Source organism: Algibacter sp. (assembly GCF_029245835.1).
Lineage (GTDB): Bacteria > Bacteroidota > Bacteroidia > Flavobacteriales > Flavobacteriaceae > Algibacter_B.
The window spans coordinates 1-19,268 of the sequence record NZ_JAQWOO010000068.1 but is presented as its reverse complement, the minus strand read 5'-3'; the positions used below and the strand labels follow the sequence as shown (position 1 = coordinate 19,268).

Below are 19,268 nucleotides of genomic sequence, written 5' to 3'. Positions count from 1 at the left end.
AAGCTTTGGGAACTTTCTTAGCAACCTGATTTCAGGGCTTATCGCATATAGCTTCTTGCCTAAAAAACCGTCTATTAAATTTCAAACTATAAATTCCAATCAAGTTTGCCTGTTTTAATAATCGAACTCAGGTTAATAGCTACATAAAACATAACAGGAATTTTCATTTTTTATTTACAAGATACTAAATACCAGTATGTTAAATTGAATTTGTCTTGTTAAAAAAAATATAAAACTATAGTATCGTTATTTGAACAACCAACCCTTCATTAGCGCGCACATTAAAAACAGTTTCATCTTCAAAAATAAGATATTGTCCTTTTATACCAACTAATTTCCCTGTATAGGAATGTTGCTTAACAATATTTAAACTCTTAGGTTTTTCCGGATACTTCAATACAGGAAACTCTAAATTAGTTTCAGTATTATTTTGCATAAAATAATCTTTGGCCTCATCAGGGATAAACGTCTTCAATCGCTCGCGCCACTCCACTAAATTTTCATCTTCAATATCATTCTTAAGCATTTTTCTCCAATTGGTTTTATCACCAACATGATTCTTTAGTGCAACTTCAGTAATTCCAGCTAAATAACGATTAGGTACTTCAACAATTTCAATGGCTTCATGCGCACCTTGATCGATCCATCTCGTTGGCACCTGACTTTTTCTAGTCACACCAACTTTTACATTACTTGAATTAGCCAAATACACAATATGTGGTTGCAATTGTACTTTTTTTTCGTACTCTAAATCCCGATCTTCTTTATCTAAATGAGCCGTACTTAATTCAGGGCGCATAATCCAATCTCCGGCAAGAGCGGTATCAAAAAAGCACTGCTTATCAAAACCTTGTCTGTAAATAGGTTTATCTAAACCACAATTTAAACATTGATATTTAACAAATTGCATGGTTATATTTTTGCCTAATAATTGATTCATATTTAAAAAATCGTTTTCAAATACAAGATAGTATTGAATAGGACTTTCAAACTCGGTTGCCATTTTTGTTAAAACACCTTGGTAGGTCATAAAAAAAAGTTATTTTTAAAAAAATAAAGATAGAATAAATATGCCAATTCCCTTAGTAAATTCTATTGCATCATGGTTTTTAAAAAAACGATTTCATCAAATTGAATTGTTTTTAAAATACCCTAATGAAGTACAAAATGAACTCCTTTTTAGTTTAATAGATTTTGCTAAAAACACAGAAATTGGTAAGCAATACGATTTTGCTTCAATAAAAAATTATAAAACTTTTGCTGAGCGTGTTCCTATAAAAAATTATGATGGTTGGCAGGATAATATTGAGCGTTCTAGAAAAGGAGAAAGTAATATTTTTTGGCCCACACCTATTCGATGGTTTGCCAAATCTAGCGGCACTACACGAGCCAAAAGTAAGTTTATTCCAGTAAGTGAAGAGTCTCTTGAAGATTGCCACTACGCAGCAGGTAAAGATTTACTATGCATGTATTTAAATAATAATGAGAACTCTCAACTATTTAATGGAAAAAGTTTGCGCTTAGGCGGCAGCAAAGAACTTTATAAAGAAAACGGAACTGTTTTTGGTGATCTATCTGCTATTTTAATTGATAATATGCCGTTTTGGGCAGAGTTTAGCAGTACACCAAGTAATAAGGTGTCTTTAATGAACGACTGGGAGCATAAAATGCAAGCCATAGTAGACGAAACTATTAATGAAAATGTGACTAGTTTAGCAGGCGTACCGTCTTGGATGTTGGTTTTGTTGAATAATGTTATGGAGACTACAGGGAAAGAAAATTTACATGATATTTGGCCTAATTTAGAGGTGTATTTTCATGGAGGTGTCAGTTTTACACCATACAAAGACCAATACAAAAAAATACTACCTAAAAAAGATTTTAGATATTACGAAACCTATAATGCCTCAGAAGGATTCTTTGCTATTCAAGATCAGAATAACTCTTCTGAATTATTATTGATGCTTGATTACGGGATTTTTTATGAATTTATTCCTATGGATATTTACGCCACTTCAGAAGAAAAAGCCATTCCATTAAGCGATGTTAAACTCCACAAAAACTATGCCGTTATTATAACTACAAATGCAGGACTTTGGCGCTATAAAATTGGAGACACTGTGAGGTTTACTTCTTTAAATCCGTATAGAATTAAAATATCTGGAAGAACGAAACATCATATTAATGTATTTGGAGAAGAACTCATTATTGAAAATGCAGAAAATGCTTTAGAAAAAGTCTGCAAGCGTACTAAAGCAGAAATTGTAGATTTTACCGCTGCTCCTATTTTTATGGAAGGCAAAGAAAAAGGCGCTCACGAATGGTTGATAGAATTTAAGACACCTCCCAAAGACATTAATTATTTTAACGAATTGTTTGACAATGCCTTAAAGTCTTTAAACTCTGATTATGAAGCAAAACGTTATAATAACATCACGCTTAATAAGCCTAAAATTAATATTGCACGTAAGCAGCTATTTCATGATTGGCTAAAACAAAATGATAAATTAGGTGGACAACATAAAGTCCCTCGCCTTTCTAACACACGCGATTATTTAGATGATTTGCTTGGTTTAAACATTTAAACCATCTTTTAGTTTAATCTTTAACTAAAGTAATCTACAAATAAAATTTTTAAACTTATTAAAACTACCATTAAACTACACTTAATGGTAATCTATCTTATTTTCAAAACTCTCAAATACATATTATTATAAATTCGTTATATAGCTGATTAACAAGTAGTTGAACGGTTAAAATAATCGATGAAATGAATAAAAATGCAAATTTTATCGATTAACTGTTTTTTTTTAAAATCAATAAACAATTAAATAATGAAAACAAATATTCTATGTGGTTTATACCTCCTTTCAGCATCTATGTTTGCACAAACAAATGAGTTGGCCTTTGTAAATAATTTAAACGAAATTAATAATGTTGTTAAAATAAGAAAATCATCTAGAACCAACTCAACTAGCAATAGTGGCTACAATTTTGATGTTTTAGATGCAGGTGTAAACTCAAAATATTCAGAATTTTGTACTGGTTTTTTTAGAAATAAAGTTATTATGGTTTCTTCAAAGAAATTAGGTCCCTTAGCAAAAATTGATCCGGAAACAGGTGAAGGTTATCAAGACTTATATTGTTTAGATGTAGATAAAAATGGGCGCTTAAGTAGACCTTTGTTATTCTCTAGAATACTAAATACTAAGTACAATGAAAGCCAATTATCCTTTTCTCCTGATCAAAAAACCGTATATTTTACCAGAAGTACTAAAAAAGTTTCCACTCAATATAAATTATACAAAGCCATTCTTGAAGAAGACTCTCATGGCAATTGGATAAATGAAGAATTATTAAGTATTAATAGACAAAATGTCTCAATCGAAAATCCTTATATGAATCATACGGGCGATAAATTGTATTTTTCTTCAAATATGATAGATTCTTATGGTGGTTACGATATTTATGTTTGTAATATTAAGCCTAACGGAGATTTGTCTGAACCAGTAAATTTAGGTAGCGCTATAAATACAGCGAAAGATGAAAAATACCCTTCCCTCTCAAAAGATGAAAAATATTTATACTTTTCTTCAAGAGGGCATTTAAATTTTGGTGGTTATGATGTATTTGAAAGTAAAATTTTAAAAAACGGTTTTAGCGAACCAAAAAATATGGGCAACACCATAAATACAAGATTTGATGAAGTGGCCTATAGATTAGCTGTAAAAAACAAAGGCTATCTGTCATCAAACAGAAAAAATACTAAAGGTAATTATGATATTTACACTGCAATTAATAAAGAAGTAATCCAAACACTAAAAGGCAAAGTTATTGATGTAAAATCTCAAACTATTCTGCCTAAATCTGTGGTTATACTGAAAGATGAAGAAGGCACTGAAGTATCTAGATATACTACTGGAAATAATGCAACCTATAGTTTTAAAGTTAAGCCTCTTGAGAATTATAATATTTCAGTAACAAAAGAAGGATTTAAAGATATAAATATAGAATTTCTAGCAAATAGAGGCACAGAAACAACGTATTTTAAAAACTTTGAATTATTCTCTACAAAACCACTAAATGAAAATTTAGAAAGAGAATTAAAATTAGTTGCCGATAATATATTCTTTGACTCAAATAAATCGAATATTAAAAAAGAATTACATCGTATTTTGAATAAAATTATTTATGTTCTAAACGAACATCCAGAAATGAAGCTAGCTATTAATGCCTATACTGACAATATAGGAGATGATTTATTTAATTTAAAATTATCAGATGATCGTGCTGCTTCTGTATTAAACTATTTAGTAACTAATGGAATTTCAAAAGACAGGTTACGATCTAAAGGTTATGGTGAATCAGAACCATTAATTGATTGTGGAAATAATTGTTCTCAAGAAGATCTTCAAAACAACAGACGTGTAGATTTGGTAATTATAAATAAATTTTTAAAGTAATTAAAGGTTAGACTTGCAAATAAAAAAGCGAATAATTAACAAGATTTATGCTGCTTTTTACGATTAAGTGTTCCAAAATCGACAAAGCGTTTCTTAAAAAGTTTTTAAACGAGTATTTCGTCTTATAAGCTAAAAGGTCATAAATCTTCTTTTCTCAACTATATATTAGGGATACCTTTACATCAGTATTGAAGCAGACATAAATAATTTTATATAGATATCCATTATTAATTAATTAACTTTCCTTAATAAAAAAACCACGCCAATAGCGTGGTTTTTTATATTTAAACTATAACGTTCTATGAAACTGCTTTTAGCTTCTTTAACGTTGTTTTAGTCAATTTATCCTCTGCATAAGCTTTAGTAACATTTAATTTTTTGTCGTTGCTACTTGGAAGTTCAAACATAGCATCTGTTAAAATTTCTTCACAAAGTGAACGTAATCCTCTAGCGCCTAACTTATACTCAATAGCTTTACCTACAATAAAACCTAAAGCACCGTCTGTAATGGTGAAATCAATCTGATCCATTTCAAACAACTTTTTATATTGTTTGATAATTGCATTTTTAGGCTCTGTCAAAATAGCCCTTAACGTATCTGAATCTAAAGGATCCATATATGTCAAGACTGGTAAACGTCCAATGATCTCAGGAATTAAACCGAAGTCTTTTAAATCTTTTGGAATAATATACTGAAGCAAATGTTCTTGATTAACAACATCATCAGACATGGAGGCACTATATCCAACGGCTTGCATATTTAACCGTTTTGAAATATGACGCTCAATGCCGTCAAATGCTCCACCTGCTATAAATAAAATATTTTCTGTATTAACTTCAATAAACTTTTGGTCTGGATGCTTACGCCCTCCTTTTGGTGGCACATTAACAACTGTACCTTCTAAAAGTTTTAATAAAGCCTGTTGTACACCTTCACCAGAAACATCACGAGTTATCGATGGATTATCACTCTTACGAGCAATTTTATCAATTTCATCAATAAAAACAATACCCTTTTCAGCTTTTTCTAAATTGTAATCTGCAGCTTGTAACAAACGCGTTAAAATACTTTCTACATCCTCACCAACATAACCAGCTTCAGTTAAAACTGTAGCATCAACAATTGCTAATGGCACGTTTAACATTCTTGCAATAGTCTTAGCCATTAAGGTTTTACCCGTTCCCGTTTGACCAACCATAATGATATTACTCTTTTGAATTTCAATATCATCTTTACTTGCTGGCTGCAACAATCTCTTATAATGATTATAAACAGCCACAGACATTACTTTTTTAGTAGCATTTTGCCCTATTATATACTCATCAAGAAATTTTTTAATTTGTTGAGGTTTACGAAGTTTCAATTCCGCAGATAAATCACTACCATCAATTTGTTTAGACTCCTCTAAAACAATACCATGCGCTTGCTCAATACATCTGTCGCAGATATGAGCATCTAATCCTGCTATTAATAAGTTTGTTTCTGGTTTTTTACGTCCACAAAACGAACATTCTAATTCTTCTTTTGCCATTAATCTTATCTATTTGAGAACTAAGTTAACATAAATCCCTCGTTAACAATTCTTTAAAATTACAAATTATTTACTTGCGAGCCAAAATCTCGTCAATCATACCGTATTCTTTAGCTTTATCAGACTTCATCCAATAATCTCTATCACTATCTTCGTATACTTTGTCGTAATCCTGACCAGAATGCTTACTTATAATCTTATAAAGCTCTTCTTTAAGGATTAAAATTTCTCTTGCAGTAATCTCTATATCACTTGCTTGTCCTTGTGCACCACCTAATGGCTGATGAATCATAACTCTTGAATGTGTTAAGCCACTACGCTTCCCTTTTTGACCAGCACATAATAATACTGCACCCATAGATGCTGCCATACCTGTACAGATAGTTGCTACATCTGGTTTGATAAATTGCATGGTATCATAAATACCTAAACCTGCATAAACACTTCCTCCTGGAGAGTTGATGTAAATTTGAATATCTTTATTAGCGTCGGTACTTTCTAAGAATAAAAGTTGCGCTTGAACAATATTTGCTACTTGATCATTAATTCCAGTACCTAGAAAAATAATTCTATCCATCATCAAACGAGAAAACACATCAAAAACAGCAATATTCATTTGACGTTCTTCAATAATGTTTGGTGTTAGGTTAGTTGGATACATACTACTTATGATTTTGTTGTAGTATGTACTGCTTATACCTTGATCTTTTATCGCGAATTTTTCAAATTCTTTTGCGTAATCCATATTCTTTTATTTTTTTTGATTAAAACCCTGATTTACATTAAGATGGATTATAACCTATTTAAGTAAGATTTAATTTTTAATAAAAAGGCGCTTAAACCTGAAGATTTAAGCGCCTAAATATAAGCAATTATTCTTTACTTATTTGTCGCCATAAACTTCTTTAACAAAGTTTTCGTAACTTAATTCTTTAACTTTAATATTCGCTTTTTCTTTGTAAACCTCAAGTAGTTTTTGACTAATTAACTGTTCAGAAATACGACGTGCTTCATCTTGGTTTCCTAATACACGTGCAGCAATATCATCTAATTCTTTATCAGAAGGATTCATTTGACCAAATTGAGCCATTTGCCCTTTAATCATTTCTCTAGCATGATTCTTAATATCGTCCATAGTTACCTGAACGTTATTTTCTTCAATCAACTTGCCTTCAATCAATTGGTAACGTAAGCTTTTTTCAGACTTTTCATATTCTTCTTTAGCTTCATCTGCATCCATTTCTTGCTCACCTGCAGTTTGCATCCACTTCGTTAAAAACTCTGCTGGTAAATCAAATTTTGTATTTTCAACTAAATACTCAGTAACATCGTTTAAAAATTTTTGATCTGCTTGTTGAACAAATTGCTTTTCAGCATCTTCTTTTATCTTCTCTTTTAACTCAGTTACAGAAGTTACGCCGTCTTTACCAAAAAGCTTATCAAATAACTCTTGATCTAAATCTGCTAACTCGCGTTTGTTTATTTCGGTAATTGTGAAGTTTACTTCAATATCTAAACCATGAACATCATCATGACCTAATTTTAAAGCGTGCATTAAATCGTGATCATCTTCAAAAAGACCTTTAGTTTTTAAAGTGATAACGTCGCCAGCTTTAGCACCTATAAATTGTTTTGCAGTAGATTTTCCTTTAAACTTATCTAAAGTTAAAGTTACTGTATTGTCTATGTCGCGCTCTTCGTTTGTATATGCTCCAGTAATTTCGCTGTCTTTTTCAACGGTATTTTGAGATACTAATTTCCCGTATTGCTTTTGAATACGCTCAATTTGCTCATCAATCATCTTTTTATCAGCAACAATATCATACTTTGTTATTGCTTTTTTGCTTTTTAAATCAACATTGAATTCTGGTGCAAGACCCAATTCAAATTCAAAAGAAAATTTATCAGCATTCCAATCAATTTCATCTTGAGTTTTTGGTAATGGTTGACCAAGTACATCAAGCTTCTCTTCTGTTAAATATTTATTTAAAGCGTCTTGTAAAAGTTTGTTTACTTCATCAACTAAAACAGCTTTTCCGTATTGCTTTTTCACCATTCCCATTGGTACATGACCTTTTCTAAAACCAGGAATATTTGCTGTTTTACGGTAATCTGTTAAGATCTTTTCAACTTTATCACTATAATCTTCTTTAGCGATATCTACTTTTACTACAGCATTTAATGCATCAACGTTTTCTCTTGTAATATTCATTTTAAATGATATAAAGCCTTAAATCAGGCATTTAACAATACAGGTTTCTTTTAAAAACCTAAAATCCTTGTAATTAAAATTGGGATGCAAAAATAATATATTTTTACATCCCAACAAAGTTTTTAATTACTTGATTTATAATAGCTGATCAACTATTTTTTATCGGTTTTTAAGAACGACTGTAAAAGCGATTGTAGTATAGATAATAAGATGCTAAATAAGATGGCCCACCAAATGCTATCCACAGAAAATCCTTCAATAAATTTATCAGCTAAAAGAATAATTAACCCATTTATTACTAACAAAAATAAGCCTAAAGTAAGAATGGTTACTGGCAAGGTTAAAATGACCAAAAGTGGTTTTACAAAAAGATTTAGAATAGATAATACTAGCGCTACAATTATAGCAGATACATAACCATCTACATAAACACCTGTTAGAATATTTGCTAAAGCGAATACAGCTACAGCGTTTAATAATAATCTCAGAATTAGATTCATAGTTTTATTATTTTGGTTATGAATTTACAAAATTATTAACAGCATCAAAAAAATCTTTAGGGTTTTCGGCGTGCAACCAGTGTCCTGCATTAGAAATAGTAACAATTTCAGCATTGATAAAATGGTTTGATATGAGGCGTTCATCACCTACACCAATATATTCTGAGCGATCCCCTCGTAAAAACAACGTATCCTTTTCAAAAACAGCATAGCTTGGTAATGCTTCACCAATTTCACTCACTTCACTTTTTAAGACTTCTAAATTTATACGCAAACCCAATTGCCCTTTTTCAACCCAATATAAATTTTTAAGCAAAAATTGTCGAGTTCCAAAATCTGAGACGTATGCACTTAAAATCTTATCTGCCTCTCCTCTACTTTTTATTACCTCAAAATCTAATTTATCTAACCCATTTAATATAGCATCGTGATGCACAGGATAAAACCTAGGAGAAATATCTGCAACTAATAATTTAGATACTAATTCTGGGTATTCAGTTGCGAACAACATGGCTGTTTTTCCGCCCATGGAGTGTCCTAATAAAATGATATCTGATAATTTATTTGCATTGCAATACTCTTTTAAATCTTCAGCAAGTACTTCATAACTAAATGCGTCATCATGAAAACTACGGCCATGGTTACGCTGATCTATTAAATGTACTTGAAACCCTTCTTTACTAAACTGGCTTCCTAGTGTTTTCCAGTTATCACTCATACCTAAAAAACCATGCAGGATGACAAATGGTTTTCCTGCCCCTATAATATTTGAATGTAGTATCATAATGCCTCTCTTAACCCCTCCAAAGGAGGGAAATTGTTTTTTGAAATTACTATTATCTTATTTATTATTATTTTTTCAAAACCCAATTCCGTCTGAGTGTATCCTTAACTTTGGGAAGGAATAAGGAAGGGCTTATTATCTCAATTTATGTAAATACATTTGAATAACATTCTCTACGCCCAAATATAAACTTTCAGCAATTAAGGCATGACCTATAGAAACTTCTAATAAATTAGGGATGTTATCTTTAAAAAACTTGATATTGTCAAGAGATAAATCGTGTCCTGCATTGATTCCTAAACTTAGACTATTTGCTAATTCAGAACTTTCAACATAGGGTTTAATAGCCTCTTTATTTCCTAAGCCATATTGATGCGCAAAAGCTTCAGTATATAGCTCTATCCTATCTGTTCCTGTTTCTTTTGCACCTTCAATTTGCTTTAAAACAGGGTCAACAAAAATGGATGTCCTAATCCCATTATTTTGAAACTCCTTTATCACATCTACTAAAAAACCTTTATGTTTAATAGTGTCCCACCCTGCATTACTGGTAATAGCATCAACAGCATCTGGAACTAAAGTAACTTGTGTTGGTTTAACTTCTAAAACCAAATTCAAGAAAGATTCAACAGGATTTCCTTCAATGTTATATTCTGTATACACTTCTGGTTTTAAATCGCGAGCATCTTGATAACGGATATGTCTTTCATCTGGTCTTGGATGAATGGTTATACCTTCTGCACCAAAACGCTGCACATCTTTAGCAAATTCAACTACATTTGGCACATCACCACCTCTAGAATTTCTTAAGGTTGCTATCTTATTAATATTAACACTTAATTTAGTCATCTAACATTTTTTAAAATACAAAAATACAAAGTAGAACAGGCATAGATACTATTTTTTTGATTAATTTGCAGTTCTATTCATCCATACTATGATAATGTGTTTCGCATTAAATTTAATTTGAATATAGTGCTATTAGTTAGCGAATTACATTTTACAGAGTTAATAAAATAGAAACCACAAATGAAACTTTCAGAACTTATTATAAACGACATAAAACCGCTTGATAATTCGAGCAACATAAGTGATTTACAACAATTGTTTAATCAACTTACTTTTTCTCATATTCCAGTTAAAAATGATAATGGCGCCTATTTAGGGTGTTTTTCTGAAGCCGATGCGCATTGCTTTGATAGCAACAAACCTATAGGCGAATACATTCATGCGTTAGAAGTTTTTTTTGTAAGAGATTCAACCTTATGGCTAGATGTTTTAGAAGCTTTCGCTATAAATTCCACCAATATTATGCCTGTTTTAAATGTTAAAAACGAATATCTAGGCTATTACGAACTTAATGATGTTATCAGTTTATTTAGTGAATCACCATTTTTCTCAGAAGCTGGCGGTATTTTGGTAGTCGAAAAAGGAATTAACGATTATTCATTTAGTGAAATTAGCCAAATCGTAGAATCTAACGACGGCAAACTTTTAGGTGCTTTCATTTCAAAAATGAATACAGATTTAGTTCAAGTCACCTTAAAAATAGGAAATACAGGACTTAATGAAGTCATTCAAACCTTTCGCAGATACAGTTATAATATTATTTCTGGCCACGAAGAAGATGGCTATATTGAAAGCTTAAAAGAACGCTCAGATTATTTAAAAAAATATTTAAACATGTAACCTATGCACCATCCATATCTAAATTTAATAGCTTTAAGAAAGCGTTATTATGGATGTAACATAGCCTGATCCGACTATTTCGGAGTTATTTATAAAAAGACACTAAAAACAAACACATGAAAGTTGCCATATTTGGACGATTTTACAATAAAAGAACTTCTAGCTCTGTAGAAACACTTTTTAATTATTTAGTAAAAAAAGATGCCGATGCCTATATTGAGACAGAATTCTACAACCTCATAAAAAACGAAGCACATAACATCAAAAACTTTGAGACTTTCAAAACATTTGATGCGCTAGACAAATCCTTTAATCTGCTTGTAAGTATTGGTGGCGACGGAACTATTTTAAGAGCCATCATATTTGTTAAAGATTTCGACATCCCTATAATAGGTATAAATACTGGGCGACTTGGATTTCTAGCAACCATACAAGTCGATGCTATCGAGCATGCCATTCAAAATATTATAGACGGCAAATATAAAATATCGGAACGCAGTTTACTATCTGTAGAAACCACTCCAAAAAACGATGATATTACGTCGCTCAATTTTGCTTTAAACGAAATTGCTGTAAGCAGAAAAAACACGACCTCTATGATTACTGTGGACACCCATTTGGACGATGAGTATTTAACCTCTTATTGGAGCGATGGTTTAATCGTTTCTACACCAACAGGCTCTACAGGTTACTCCTTAAGTTGCGGCGGGCCCGTAATTACTCCAGGTACAAATAGCTTTGTATTAACGCCCATTGCACCCCATAATTTAAGTGCACGCCCATTAATAATTCCAGACTCCACAGAAATACAACTTAGAGTGGATGGTCGAGAAGAACAGCACCTCATCTCATTAGATTCCAGAATCGCAACCCTTGATAACGGCACACTAATAAAAATTAAAAAAGCCGACTTTAAAATTAAAATGATTGATCTTTTAGACGAAAGCTTTTTAGACACACTAAGGAAAAAACTACTTTGGGGAGAAGATAAACGAAATTAAATTTTTTGGGCGTTACCCAAAAGGGTCGGGCTTTCCGTTCCAAGTCCTCGCTTCTGCGCTAGGGCGCAAAAGCTGCGGGCTATCCACTGCAATCCCTAACGCGGGTCAATTAGCAACAGGCTCCCTTACTTCAAAATCAGATATAGCTTTTTATAGCCCTAGTAAATTCAATTCTTAGTACTTTGAAATTTAGAATAAAAAACAAAAAACTTTAGTCTATTCATAGCTAATTCAAATCATATTACAACAATATAATAAAAAAAAATCTGTTTTAAACTCATACAATTCGGCTCAAATTGTTATGGGCTAATCTTATTTATTATATTTGCAAACTTTTGAATATTTATGAGGCATTTAATCATATTGATAATAAGCATTTTAAGCATCCAATTAAGCACTGCTCAAATTAACGAGATTGGTGTTTTTTTAGGAGGCAGTAATTTCATAGGAGATGTAGGTGCAACAGATTATATTTCACCAAATCAATTCGCCATTGGCGGACTATATAAATGGAATAGAAGCAAAAGACATTCGTACAGAGCCTCATTAATATTTAGCGAATTACAAGGGATTGATAACAAATCAGACGACCCAAGACGCATACAAAGAGGGTATGAATTTTCAAGTAAAATAACTGAACTTTCGCTTGGTATGGAATTTACATTCCTAGATTTCAATCTTCATTCTGGCGAAAAATTAGGCACCCCCTATTTATACACAGGCGTAACCGTAGCGTATCACGATAACCATTACTTCCCTTCAGGCGTTCAAAGATCCGAAAACACAACGAGTGCCGCTTATGGCATACCTATGGCCTTAGGTTTTAAAACCAATGTCATGGAAAAATTTATCTTAGGTTTCGAAATAGGAGCACGTTACACGTTTTCAGATGAGCTTGATGGAAGCCTTCCAGACACCGATACATTACAACAATTCCGTTTTGGAAATATAAATAACAACGACTGGTATGTGTTTTCAGGCATAACACTTACCTATACCTTTGGGGAAAACCCATGCTATTGCGTAGAATAAAATGGATTTAAAAAATAGTATACTAACAAAATCATTACCAAAACACATTGCTATCATAATGGATGGCAATGGACGATGGGCAAAGCAACAAGGTATGCTAAGAGCTTTTGGTCATGAAAATGGCACAAAATCGGTAAAACAAACCGTTGAGGCCTGTGCGGAACTAGGTATAGAAAATTTAACCCTGTACGCATTTTCAACAGAAAATTGGAATAGACCAAAACTAGAAGTAAAAACACTAATGAAACTTTTAGTTTCTTCCTTAAAAAAAGAAATAAAGACACTTCAAGACAACAATATAAAACTATCTGCAATAGGGTCTTTAAATACACTACCTGAAAAAGTACATAAAGAGCTTTTTGAAGTTATAGAAAGGACAAAACAGAATACACGAATGACTTTAACACTTGCGCTTAGTTACGGTTCAAGAGAGGAAATTATAAACACTGTTAAAGAAATTAGTATTAAAGTTAAAAATAATATAATTTCGGCTGAAAATATTGATGAATCAATTATAAATGAGCATCTTTACACGCAAAATTTACCAGACGTAGATTTGCTTATCAGAACCAGTGGGGAACAACGGATAAGCAACTTTTTACTATGGCAAATCGCTTATGCCGAATTATACTTTACAAGTGTTTTATGGCCAGATTTTACGAAGCAACATTTGTATGAAGCTATTATTGAATATCAAAAAAGAGAACGACGATTTGGGAAAACAAGTGAACAACTTAGCTAAAATTTCACCTATACAAACATACTTAAAGTACTGCCTAACCCTCCTAATTTTTATTAGTGGCATTACTATTAATGCACAAAATTCAGATTTTAGTAAAGGCAAAAAATACACTTTGGCAGAAATTACGGTTGCAGGCAATACGTCTTTCAGCGAACAAACAATTATTACATATTCTGGTTTAAGAAAAGGAAAAGAAATAACGATTCCTGGAGAAGATATTGGTAATGCCATAAAAAAACTGTGGAACTCTAAACTATTTAGCGACATAGAGGTTTATGTTACTAAAACAGAAGGTGATGTGGTGTATTTACAAATAAAATTAGCCGATTTACCTCAGCTTAACCAATTAAAAATTAAAGGTGTTAAAAAAGGCAAAAAAGAAGGCATCATTAAAGACAACAAGTTAAACAAAGGTGTTAAGGTTACTGAAAACCTTATAACTACCACTAAAAACTTCCTTACTAAAAAATACAAAAAGAATGGTTTCCTAAATACAAAAGTTTACATCAACACTATTGAAGTAAAAGACGACTCTATACAAACTTCAAGAGTAAATATGGTGCTTAACATAGATAAAGGTGAAAAAGTAAAAATTAAAGACATTACTTTTAATGGCAACGATGTTTTAAGTGATAAAAGGCTTAGAAAAAGCATGAAAGGCACCAAAAAAATAAAACGCACTAGGTTATTAAAACGATCAAAATTCATCGATTCTTCTTATCAAGCAGATTTAGGGCATGTTATAGATACTTATAAAGAAAACGGATATAGAGATGCTAGAATTATATCAGATAGTATCGTTTATAACAACGATAAAACCATATCACTTTACATTGATGTTAATGAGGGAGACCAATACACATTTGGTGATATAAATTTTATAGGTAATACCGTTTACACAAACAATCAATTAAGCAGACTATTACGAATTAGAAAAGGAGACACCTATAATGGTATTTTATTGCAAAAAAGAATTGCTGACGATTCTAAACCAGATGCACTAGATATTACAAATCAGTATCAAAATAACGGTTATTTATTTTCTAGTATAAATCCTGTAGAAGTTAGCGCAGACAATAATATTATTGATATCGAGGTAAGAATATCTGAGGGTAAACCTGCTTATTTTAACACGGTATCAGTAGTAGGTAACGACAAAACAAATGACCACGTTATTTACAGAGAACTTCGCACACGACCAGGACAACTATATAGTAAAGCCAATGTAGTACGTACGGTTAGAGAACTTGGCCAATTAGGATTTTTTGATGCGCAAGAAATAGCTCCAAACTTTAACAACCCTAACCCTGTTGAAGGCACCATTGATATGGAGTATTCCGTTCAAGAAACGGGGTCTAGTCAAATTGAATTACAAGGTGGTTATGGTGGTGGTGGCTTTATTGGTACATTAGGATTATCATTTAATAATTTCTCCATTAAAGATATCTTTAAGAAAGAGGCTTACAAGCCAATTCCTATGGGCGATGGTCAAAAATTAGCCTTACGTTTACAAGCCAGTCGTTTCTTTCAAACCTACAGTTTTTCATTTTCTGAACCTTGGCTAGGAGGTAAACGCCCTGTACAGTTTTCAACATCAATATCGCATACCAAACAATTTTTATTTAACCCGCTTACTAGAGATGCCGATAAAAGCAGAAGCTTTAATATTACAGGTATTACTTTTGGATTAGCAAAAAGATTATCCGTACCAGATGACTATTTCACACTTTCTCAATCTATAAGTTTTCAGCGTTATGATTTAAACAATTACAACACGGGTTTATTTACTTTTGGTGATGGTTTCTCTAACAATTTATCATACACCTTTGGTTTAACTAGAAATAATACAAGTGTAGATCCTATTTTCCCAACTGGAGGTTCTAATTTTGGAATTACAGCTAAGTTTTCACTTCCATATTCTTTATTTAATGGCGTAGATTACGATCAATTATCTGAAGATTATGACGCGGCTTTAGAAAGAAGATCTAATGCAACAAGTACTTCAGATCCTAATTTTATTGAAGCAAATAACGAAATAACAGAAATAGACCAACAACGTTTTAGCTGGTTAGAATTTTATAAAGTAAAATTTTCTGGAGAATGGTACACACAACTTGCTAAAAATTTAGTTTTAAGACCTAAAGTTGAATTTGGCTTTTTAGGAGCCTATAATAATGCCAGAGGTGTTATCCCGTTTGAACGTTTTTATTTAGGGGGTGATGGTTTAGGTAATTTCTCTTTAGATGGCAGAGAAGTTATTCAATTACGTGGGTATCCAAACCAGTCATTATCAGATCAAGATGGGGGTACTATTTACAACAAGTTTTCTTTAGAGCTTCGTTATCCAATTACCTTAAAAGCCTCTGCAAAAATATATGCCTTAGGGTTTTTAGAAGGGGGTTCTTCATATAATAATTTTAGAGATTTTAATCCCTTTAATATTAATCGTTCTGCTGGATTAGGTATTCGTATTTTCATGCCAGCCTTTGGTTTATTAGGTATCGATTTCGGACATGGGTTTGATCCTTTACCAGGTGGTACCGTTAAACATGGTTGGGAAACACACTTTATAATTGGACAACAGTTTTAAGTAAAAAATATACTTTGGCACGATATTTTCTAACAACATAATGATGATTTGCAAAAGAATTAAAATTTTTAAGATTAAAATTCGTTAATTTTGAAGACACGATTCAAAAAGGCAGAAAAAATCATCTGTCGTTTTAGAGTTTATAAGCCATAAATGATAAAATATTAAACAGATGCAAAATAAAGTTCTTTTTTTACTGACATTAGTTTTTATGCTAAGCTTTTATTCGCATGCACAACGTGGTGTAAGAATTGCTTATATAGATACCGAATATATTTTAGAAAATGTTCCTGAATATCAAGAAGCTAGTGGACAATTAGAAGATAAAGCTCAGAAATGGAAAAATGAGATTCAATCGAAATTAGCCACTTTAGAACAAAAGCGAAAAGATTTGAGTAATGAAAAAGCACTTTTAACAAAAGAGCTTATTGATGAAAGAGAGGAGGATATCACTTTTGAAGAAAATGAAATATTGGACTATCAGCAAAAACGTTTTGGACCAAATGGTGATTTATTCATTCAAAAGAAGCAATTAATGCAGCCCATACAAGATCAAATATTTGCTGCCGTTCAAGATATGGCTGAAGGCAGAAAGTATGATTTTATTTTTGATAAATCTTCAGATGCTGTGATGTTATTTTCAGCTAAACAATTTGATATTAGTGAGCAAGTTTTAAGAAGTATTACAAGAACATCACAACGCAAACAAGCAGGAACGAAAGCAGAACGTAAAGCCGCAGAAGAAGAGGAATTATTACCTGAAATAAATGAAGAACAAGAGGCTAGAGAAAAAGCTTTAGAAGAAAAGAAAGCAGAAAGAGAAAGTGCCGTTGAAAAACGTAGAGCAGAAATTTTAGCGGCTCGTGAAGCTAAGAAAAAAGAAGCTGAAGCTAGGCGTCAAAAAATATTAGACGACAGAGAAAAAGCGAAACAAGCAAAGCTGGATGCTAGAAATAAAACATTGGAAGCGGCTAAAACTGAACAAGAAACATCTAAACCTAGTGAAGGTGAAAAAGCTGTAGAAGAAGGCGCAACTAAAACAAAAGCGGAACTAATTGAAGAGAATAGACAAAAAAAATTAGCTGAAAGAGCTGAAAGAAAAAAAGCTTTAGATGCAAGAAAAAAGAAAATTTTAGAAGACCGCCAAAAAGTAAAAGACAGTATAAACAATAACAAATAATAAATTTATAACACACTTAATACTATTTAAAATGAAACAATTTAAGACTCTCTTATTAGCAACTGTACTATGTATTGCAACAGTAAGCTTTACACAAGCACAAAGTAAAGTTGCACACATAAACACTCAAGAATTAATTGCAGCAATGCCAGCAGCAAAAAAGGCACAAGCTGAAATTGAAGCTCTTGGTAAAACTTACCAAACAGATATTCAAGCGTCCATAACAGAATATCAAAACACGGTTAAGCAATATGATGCTGAAGCAAGCACTAAAACTGCTGAAGAAAATCAAAAAAGAATGGTTGAATTACAAGAAAAACAACAACGTATTCAACAATTTAGAGCTGATGCTCAAAAAGATTTAGCTGAAAAAGAAGCTGAACTATTTAAGCCTATACAAGAAGCAGCTATGAAAGCTATAAACGATGTAGCTAAAGCTAAAGGTTACGAGTATGTTATTGATAGAGCAACTTTGATTGTAGCTAACGGTACTGATATTCTTGCTGATGTAAAAAAACAAATGGGTATTTAAAATTAAATTCCAAATAAAATATATTAAAGCTGTCTTTTGCAAAGACAGCTTTTTTATTTTTATATATTTACTTTAATATGAGTATAAAACCTATAGGTATTTTTGATTCTGGTGTTGGAGGCACTTCCATTTGGAAAGAGATTCATAGCGTGCTCCCTTTTGAAAACACGATATACTTGGCGGATAGTGCTAATGCACCTTATGGAACAAAAGATAAAGATGTTATTATTGATTTAAGTATCAAGAATACCGAATATTTACTAAATAAAAATTGCAAACTTATTCTTGTGGCCTGTAATACGGCTACCACAAATGCTATAGATTATTTAAGAGCAAATTATAAGGTGCCATTTGTTGGTATTGAACCTGCTATAAAACCTGCCGCTCTGCATACAAAAACACACGCTATAGGCATTTTAGCAACAAAAGGCACGTTGAGTAGCGAGTTGTTTTCTAAAACGGCTACTCTTTTTGCAAACCATATTACAATTGTAGAACAAATTGGCAATGGTATTGTAGAACTTATAGAAAGTGGCAAGTTATATTCTAAAGACATGAAAGCGCTTTTAAAGGTATATTTAGAACCCATGATTAAAGCAGATATTGATTATTTGGTTTTGGGTTGCACACACTACCCCTATTTAATTCCGATGCTTTTAGAATTACTTCCTAAGCATGTTAAAATTATTGATTCTGGCGAAGCTGTAGCACGACAGACTAAAGCCATTTTAGAGCAACATAACTTATTGAATATCAGAATGAAGACGCCTAAAAATGAATTCTATACAAATGCTAATCCAGAAATTATGAGATCACTTTTGGGCAACAGGTTTGATGTTGAATCTTTAGATTTTTAATTGAAGTTCTGCACTGCGTATTCTATGATAGAAAACAAGTAATTTCCATAAAAAATCAGGCTACAAATTTATAAGTATCTACAAAAGGGGAATCTCTATTAATAACAGCAAAGATTCGACCTATAATTTTACATCTCACATTGTTTAATACCAG

At 31.9% G+C, this 19,268-nt stretch carries 17 protein-coding genes; 10 read left to right on the top strand and 7 right to left on the bottom strand.

All coding sequences use genetic code 11. The features are described 5' to 3' along the window. Positions 1 to 235 precede the first annotated feature (235 nt). Positions 236 to 1,030, bottom strand: a complete 795-nt coding sequence (locus tag P8K68_RS11035; protein ID WP_300250821.1) for a DUF2797 domain-containing protein — start codon at positions 1,028 to 1,030, stop codon at positions 236 to 238. 40 nt (positions 1,031 to 1,070) lie between these two features. Here P8K68_RS11035 and P8K68_RS11030 point away from each other — a divergent pair, with 40 nt between their 5' ends. Next, positions 1,071 to 2,585: a GH3 auxin-responsive promoter family protein gene (locus tag P8K68_RS11030; RefSeq protein ID WP_300250818.1), complete on the top strand. Its 1,515-nt coding sequence runs from the start codon at positions 1,071 to 1,073 to the stop codon at positions 2,583 to 2,585. A 249-nt stretch (positions 2,586 to 2,834) separates the two neighbouring features. Beyond that, the gene (locus P8K68_RS11025; RefSeq protein WP_300250815.1) at positions 2,835 to 4,463 is read left to right on the top strand and encodes an OmpA family protein; all 1,629 of its coding nucleotides are present in this window, start codon (positions 2,835 to 2,837) and stop codon (positions 4,461 to 4,463) included. Between the two features lie 299 nt (positions 4,464 to 4,762). On the opposite strand, the gene clpX is transcribed toward P8K68_RS11025, so the two are convergent. From clpX to P8K68_RS10995, 6 genes are all read right to left on the bottom strand, one after another. Further along, positions 4,763 to 5,995, bottom strand: a complete 1,233-nt coding sequence (gene clpX, locus P8K68_RS11020) for an ATP-dependent Clp protease ATP-binding subunit ClpX (protein WP_300250812.1) — start codon at positions 5,993 to 5,995, stop codon at positions 4,763 to 4,765. A 70-nt stretch (positions 5,996 to 6,065) separates the two neighbouring features. Next, the gene (gene clpP / locus P8K68_RS11015) at positions 6,066 to 6,740 is read right to left on the bottom strand and encodes an ATP-dependent Clp endopeptidase proteolytic subunit ClpP (protein ID WP_300250810.1); all 675 of its coding nucleotides are present in this window, start codon (positions 6,738 to 6,740) and stop codon (positions 6,066 to 6,068) included. A 138-nt stretch (positions 6,741 to 6,878) separates the two neighbouring features. After that, complete coding sequence (gene tig / locus P8K68_RS11010) at positions 6,879 to 8,207, bottom strand: trigger factor (RefSeq protein WP_300250808.1); 1,329 nt, start codon at positions 8,205 to 8,207, stop codon at positions 6,879 to 6,881. A gap of 152 nt (positions 8,208 to 8,359) precedes the next feature. Beyond that, positions 8,360 to 8,707, bottom strand: a complete 348-nt coding sequence (locus P8K68_RS11005; RefSeq protein ID WP_300250806.1) for a phage holin family protein — start codon at positions 8,705 to 8,707, stop codon at positions 8,360 to 8,362. Between the two features lie 16 nt (positions 8,708 to 8,723). Then, positions 8,724 to 9,491 carry an alpha/beta fold hydrolase gene (locus P8K68_RS11000; RefSeq protein WP_300250803.1) on the bottom strand — a complete coding sequence of 256 codons (768 nt, stop codon included), beginning with the start codon at positions 9,489 to 9,491 and terminating at the stop codon, positions 8,724 to 8,726. Positions 9,492 to 9,626: 135 nt separating this feature from the next. After that, the gene (locus P8K68_RS10995; protein ID WP_300250801.1) at positions 9,627 to 10,340 is read right to left on the bottom strand and encodes a pyridoxine 5'-phosphate synthase; all 714 of its coding nucleotides are present in this window, start codon (positions 10,338 to 10,340) and stop codon (positions 9,627 to 9,629) included. A 180-nt stretch (positions 10,341 to 10,520) separates the two neighbouring features. On the opposite strand from P8K68_RS10995, the gene P8K68_RS10990 reads away from it, so the two are divergent. The 8 genes from P8K68_RS10990 to murI all read left to right on the top strand — a co-directional run bounded on the left by P8K68_RS10990 (position 10,521) and on the right by murI (position 19,114). Then, on the top strand, positions 10,521 to 11,180 hold the full coding sequence (locus P8K68_RS10990) for an acetoin utilization protein acuB (protein WP_300250798.1): 660 nt from the start codon (positions 10,521 to 10,523) through the stop codon (positions 11,178 to 11,180). 116 nt (positions 11,181 to 11,296) lie between these two features. Continuing rightward, positions 11,297 to 12,181, top strand: coding sequence for an NAD kinase (locus tag P8K68_RS10985; protein WP_300250796.1), 885 nt, complete (start codon positions 11,297 to 11,299; stop codon positions 12,179 to 12,181). Positions 12,182 to 12,526: 345 nt separating this feature from the next. After that, the gene (locus P8K68_RS10980; RefSeq protein ID WP_300250793.1) at positions 12,527 to 13,213 is read left to right on the top strand and encodes a DUF6089 family protein; all 687 of its coding nucleotides are present in this window, start codon (positions 12,527 to 12,529) and stop codon (positions 13,211 to 13,213) included. Position 13,214: 1 nt separating this feature from the next. After that, on the top strand, positions 13,215 to 13,955 hold the full coding sequence (locus tag P8K68_RS10975) for an isoprenyl transferase (RefSeq protein ID WP_300250790.1): 741 nt from the start codon (positions 13,215 to 13,217) through the stop codon (positions 13,953 to 13,955). Beyond that, positions 13,888 to 16,545, top strand: a complete 2,658-nt coding sequence (bamA, locus tag P8K68_RS10970) for an outer membrane protein assembly factor BamA (RefSeq protein ID WP_300250787.1) — start codon at positions 13,888 to 13,890, stop codon at positions 16,543 to 16,545. Before P8K68_RS10975 ends, bamA begins: the two co-directional genes overlap by 68 nt. A 172-nt stretch (positions 16,546 to 16,717) precedes the next feature. After that, positions 16,718 to 17,725: an OmpH family outer membrane protein gene (locus tag P8K68_RS10965; protein WP_300250785.1), complete on the top strand. Its 1,008-nt coding sequence runs from the start codon at positions 16,718 to 16,720 to the stop codon at positions 17,723 to 17,725. A gap of 31 nt (positions 17,726 to 17,756) precedes the next feature. After that, the gene (locus P8K68_RS10960) at positions 17,757 to 18,257 is read left to right on the top strand and encodes an OmpH family outer membrane protein (RefSeq protein ID WP_300250782.1); all 501 of its coding nucleotides are present in this window, start codon (positions 17,757 to 17,759) and stop codon (positions 18,255 to 18,257) included. A gap of 77 nt (positions 18,258 to 18,334) precedes the next feature. Further along, a complete protein-coding gene (murI, locus tag P8K68_RS10955) occupies positions 18,335 to 19,114 on the top strand; it encodes a glutamate racemase (protein WP_300250780.1) in 780 nt (259 codons plus the stop codon). The last annotated feature ends 154 nt before the right edge of the window (positions 19,115 to 19,268 follow it).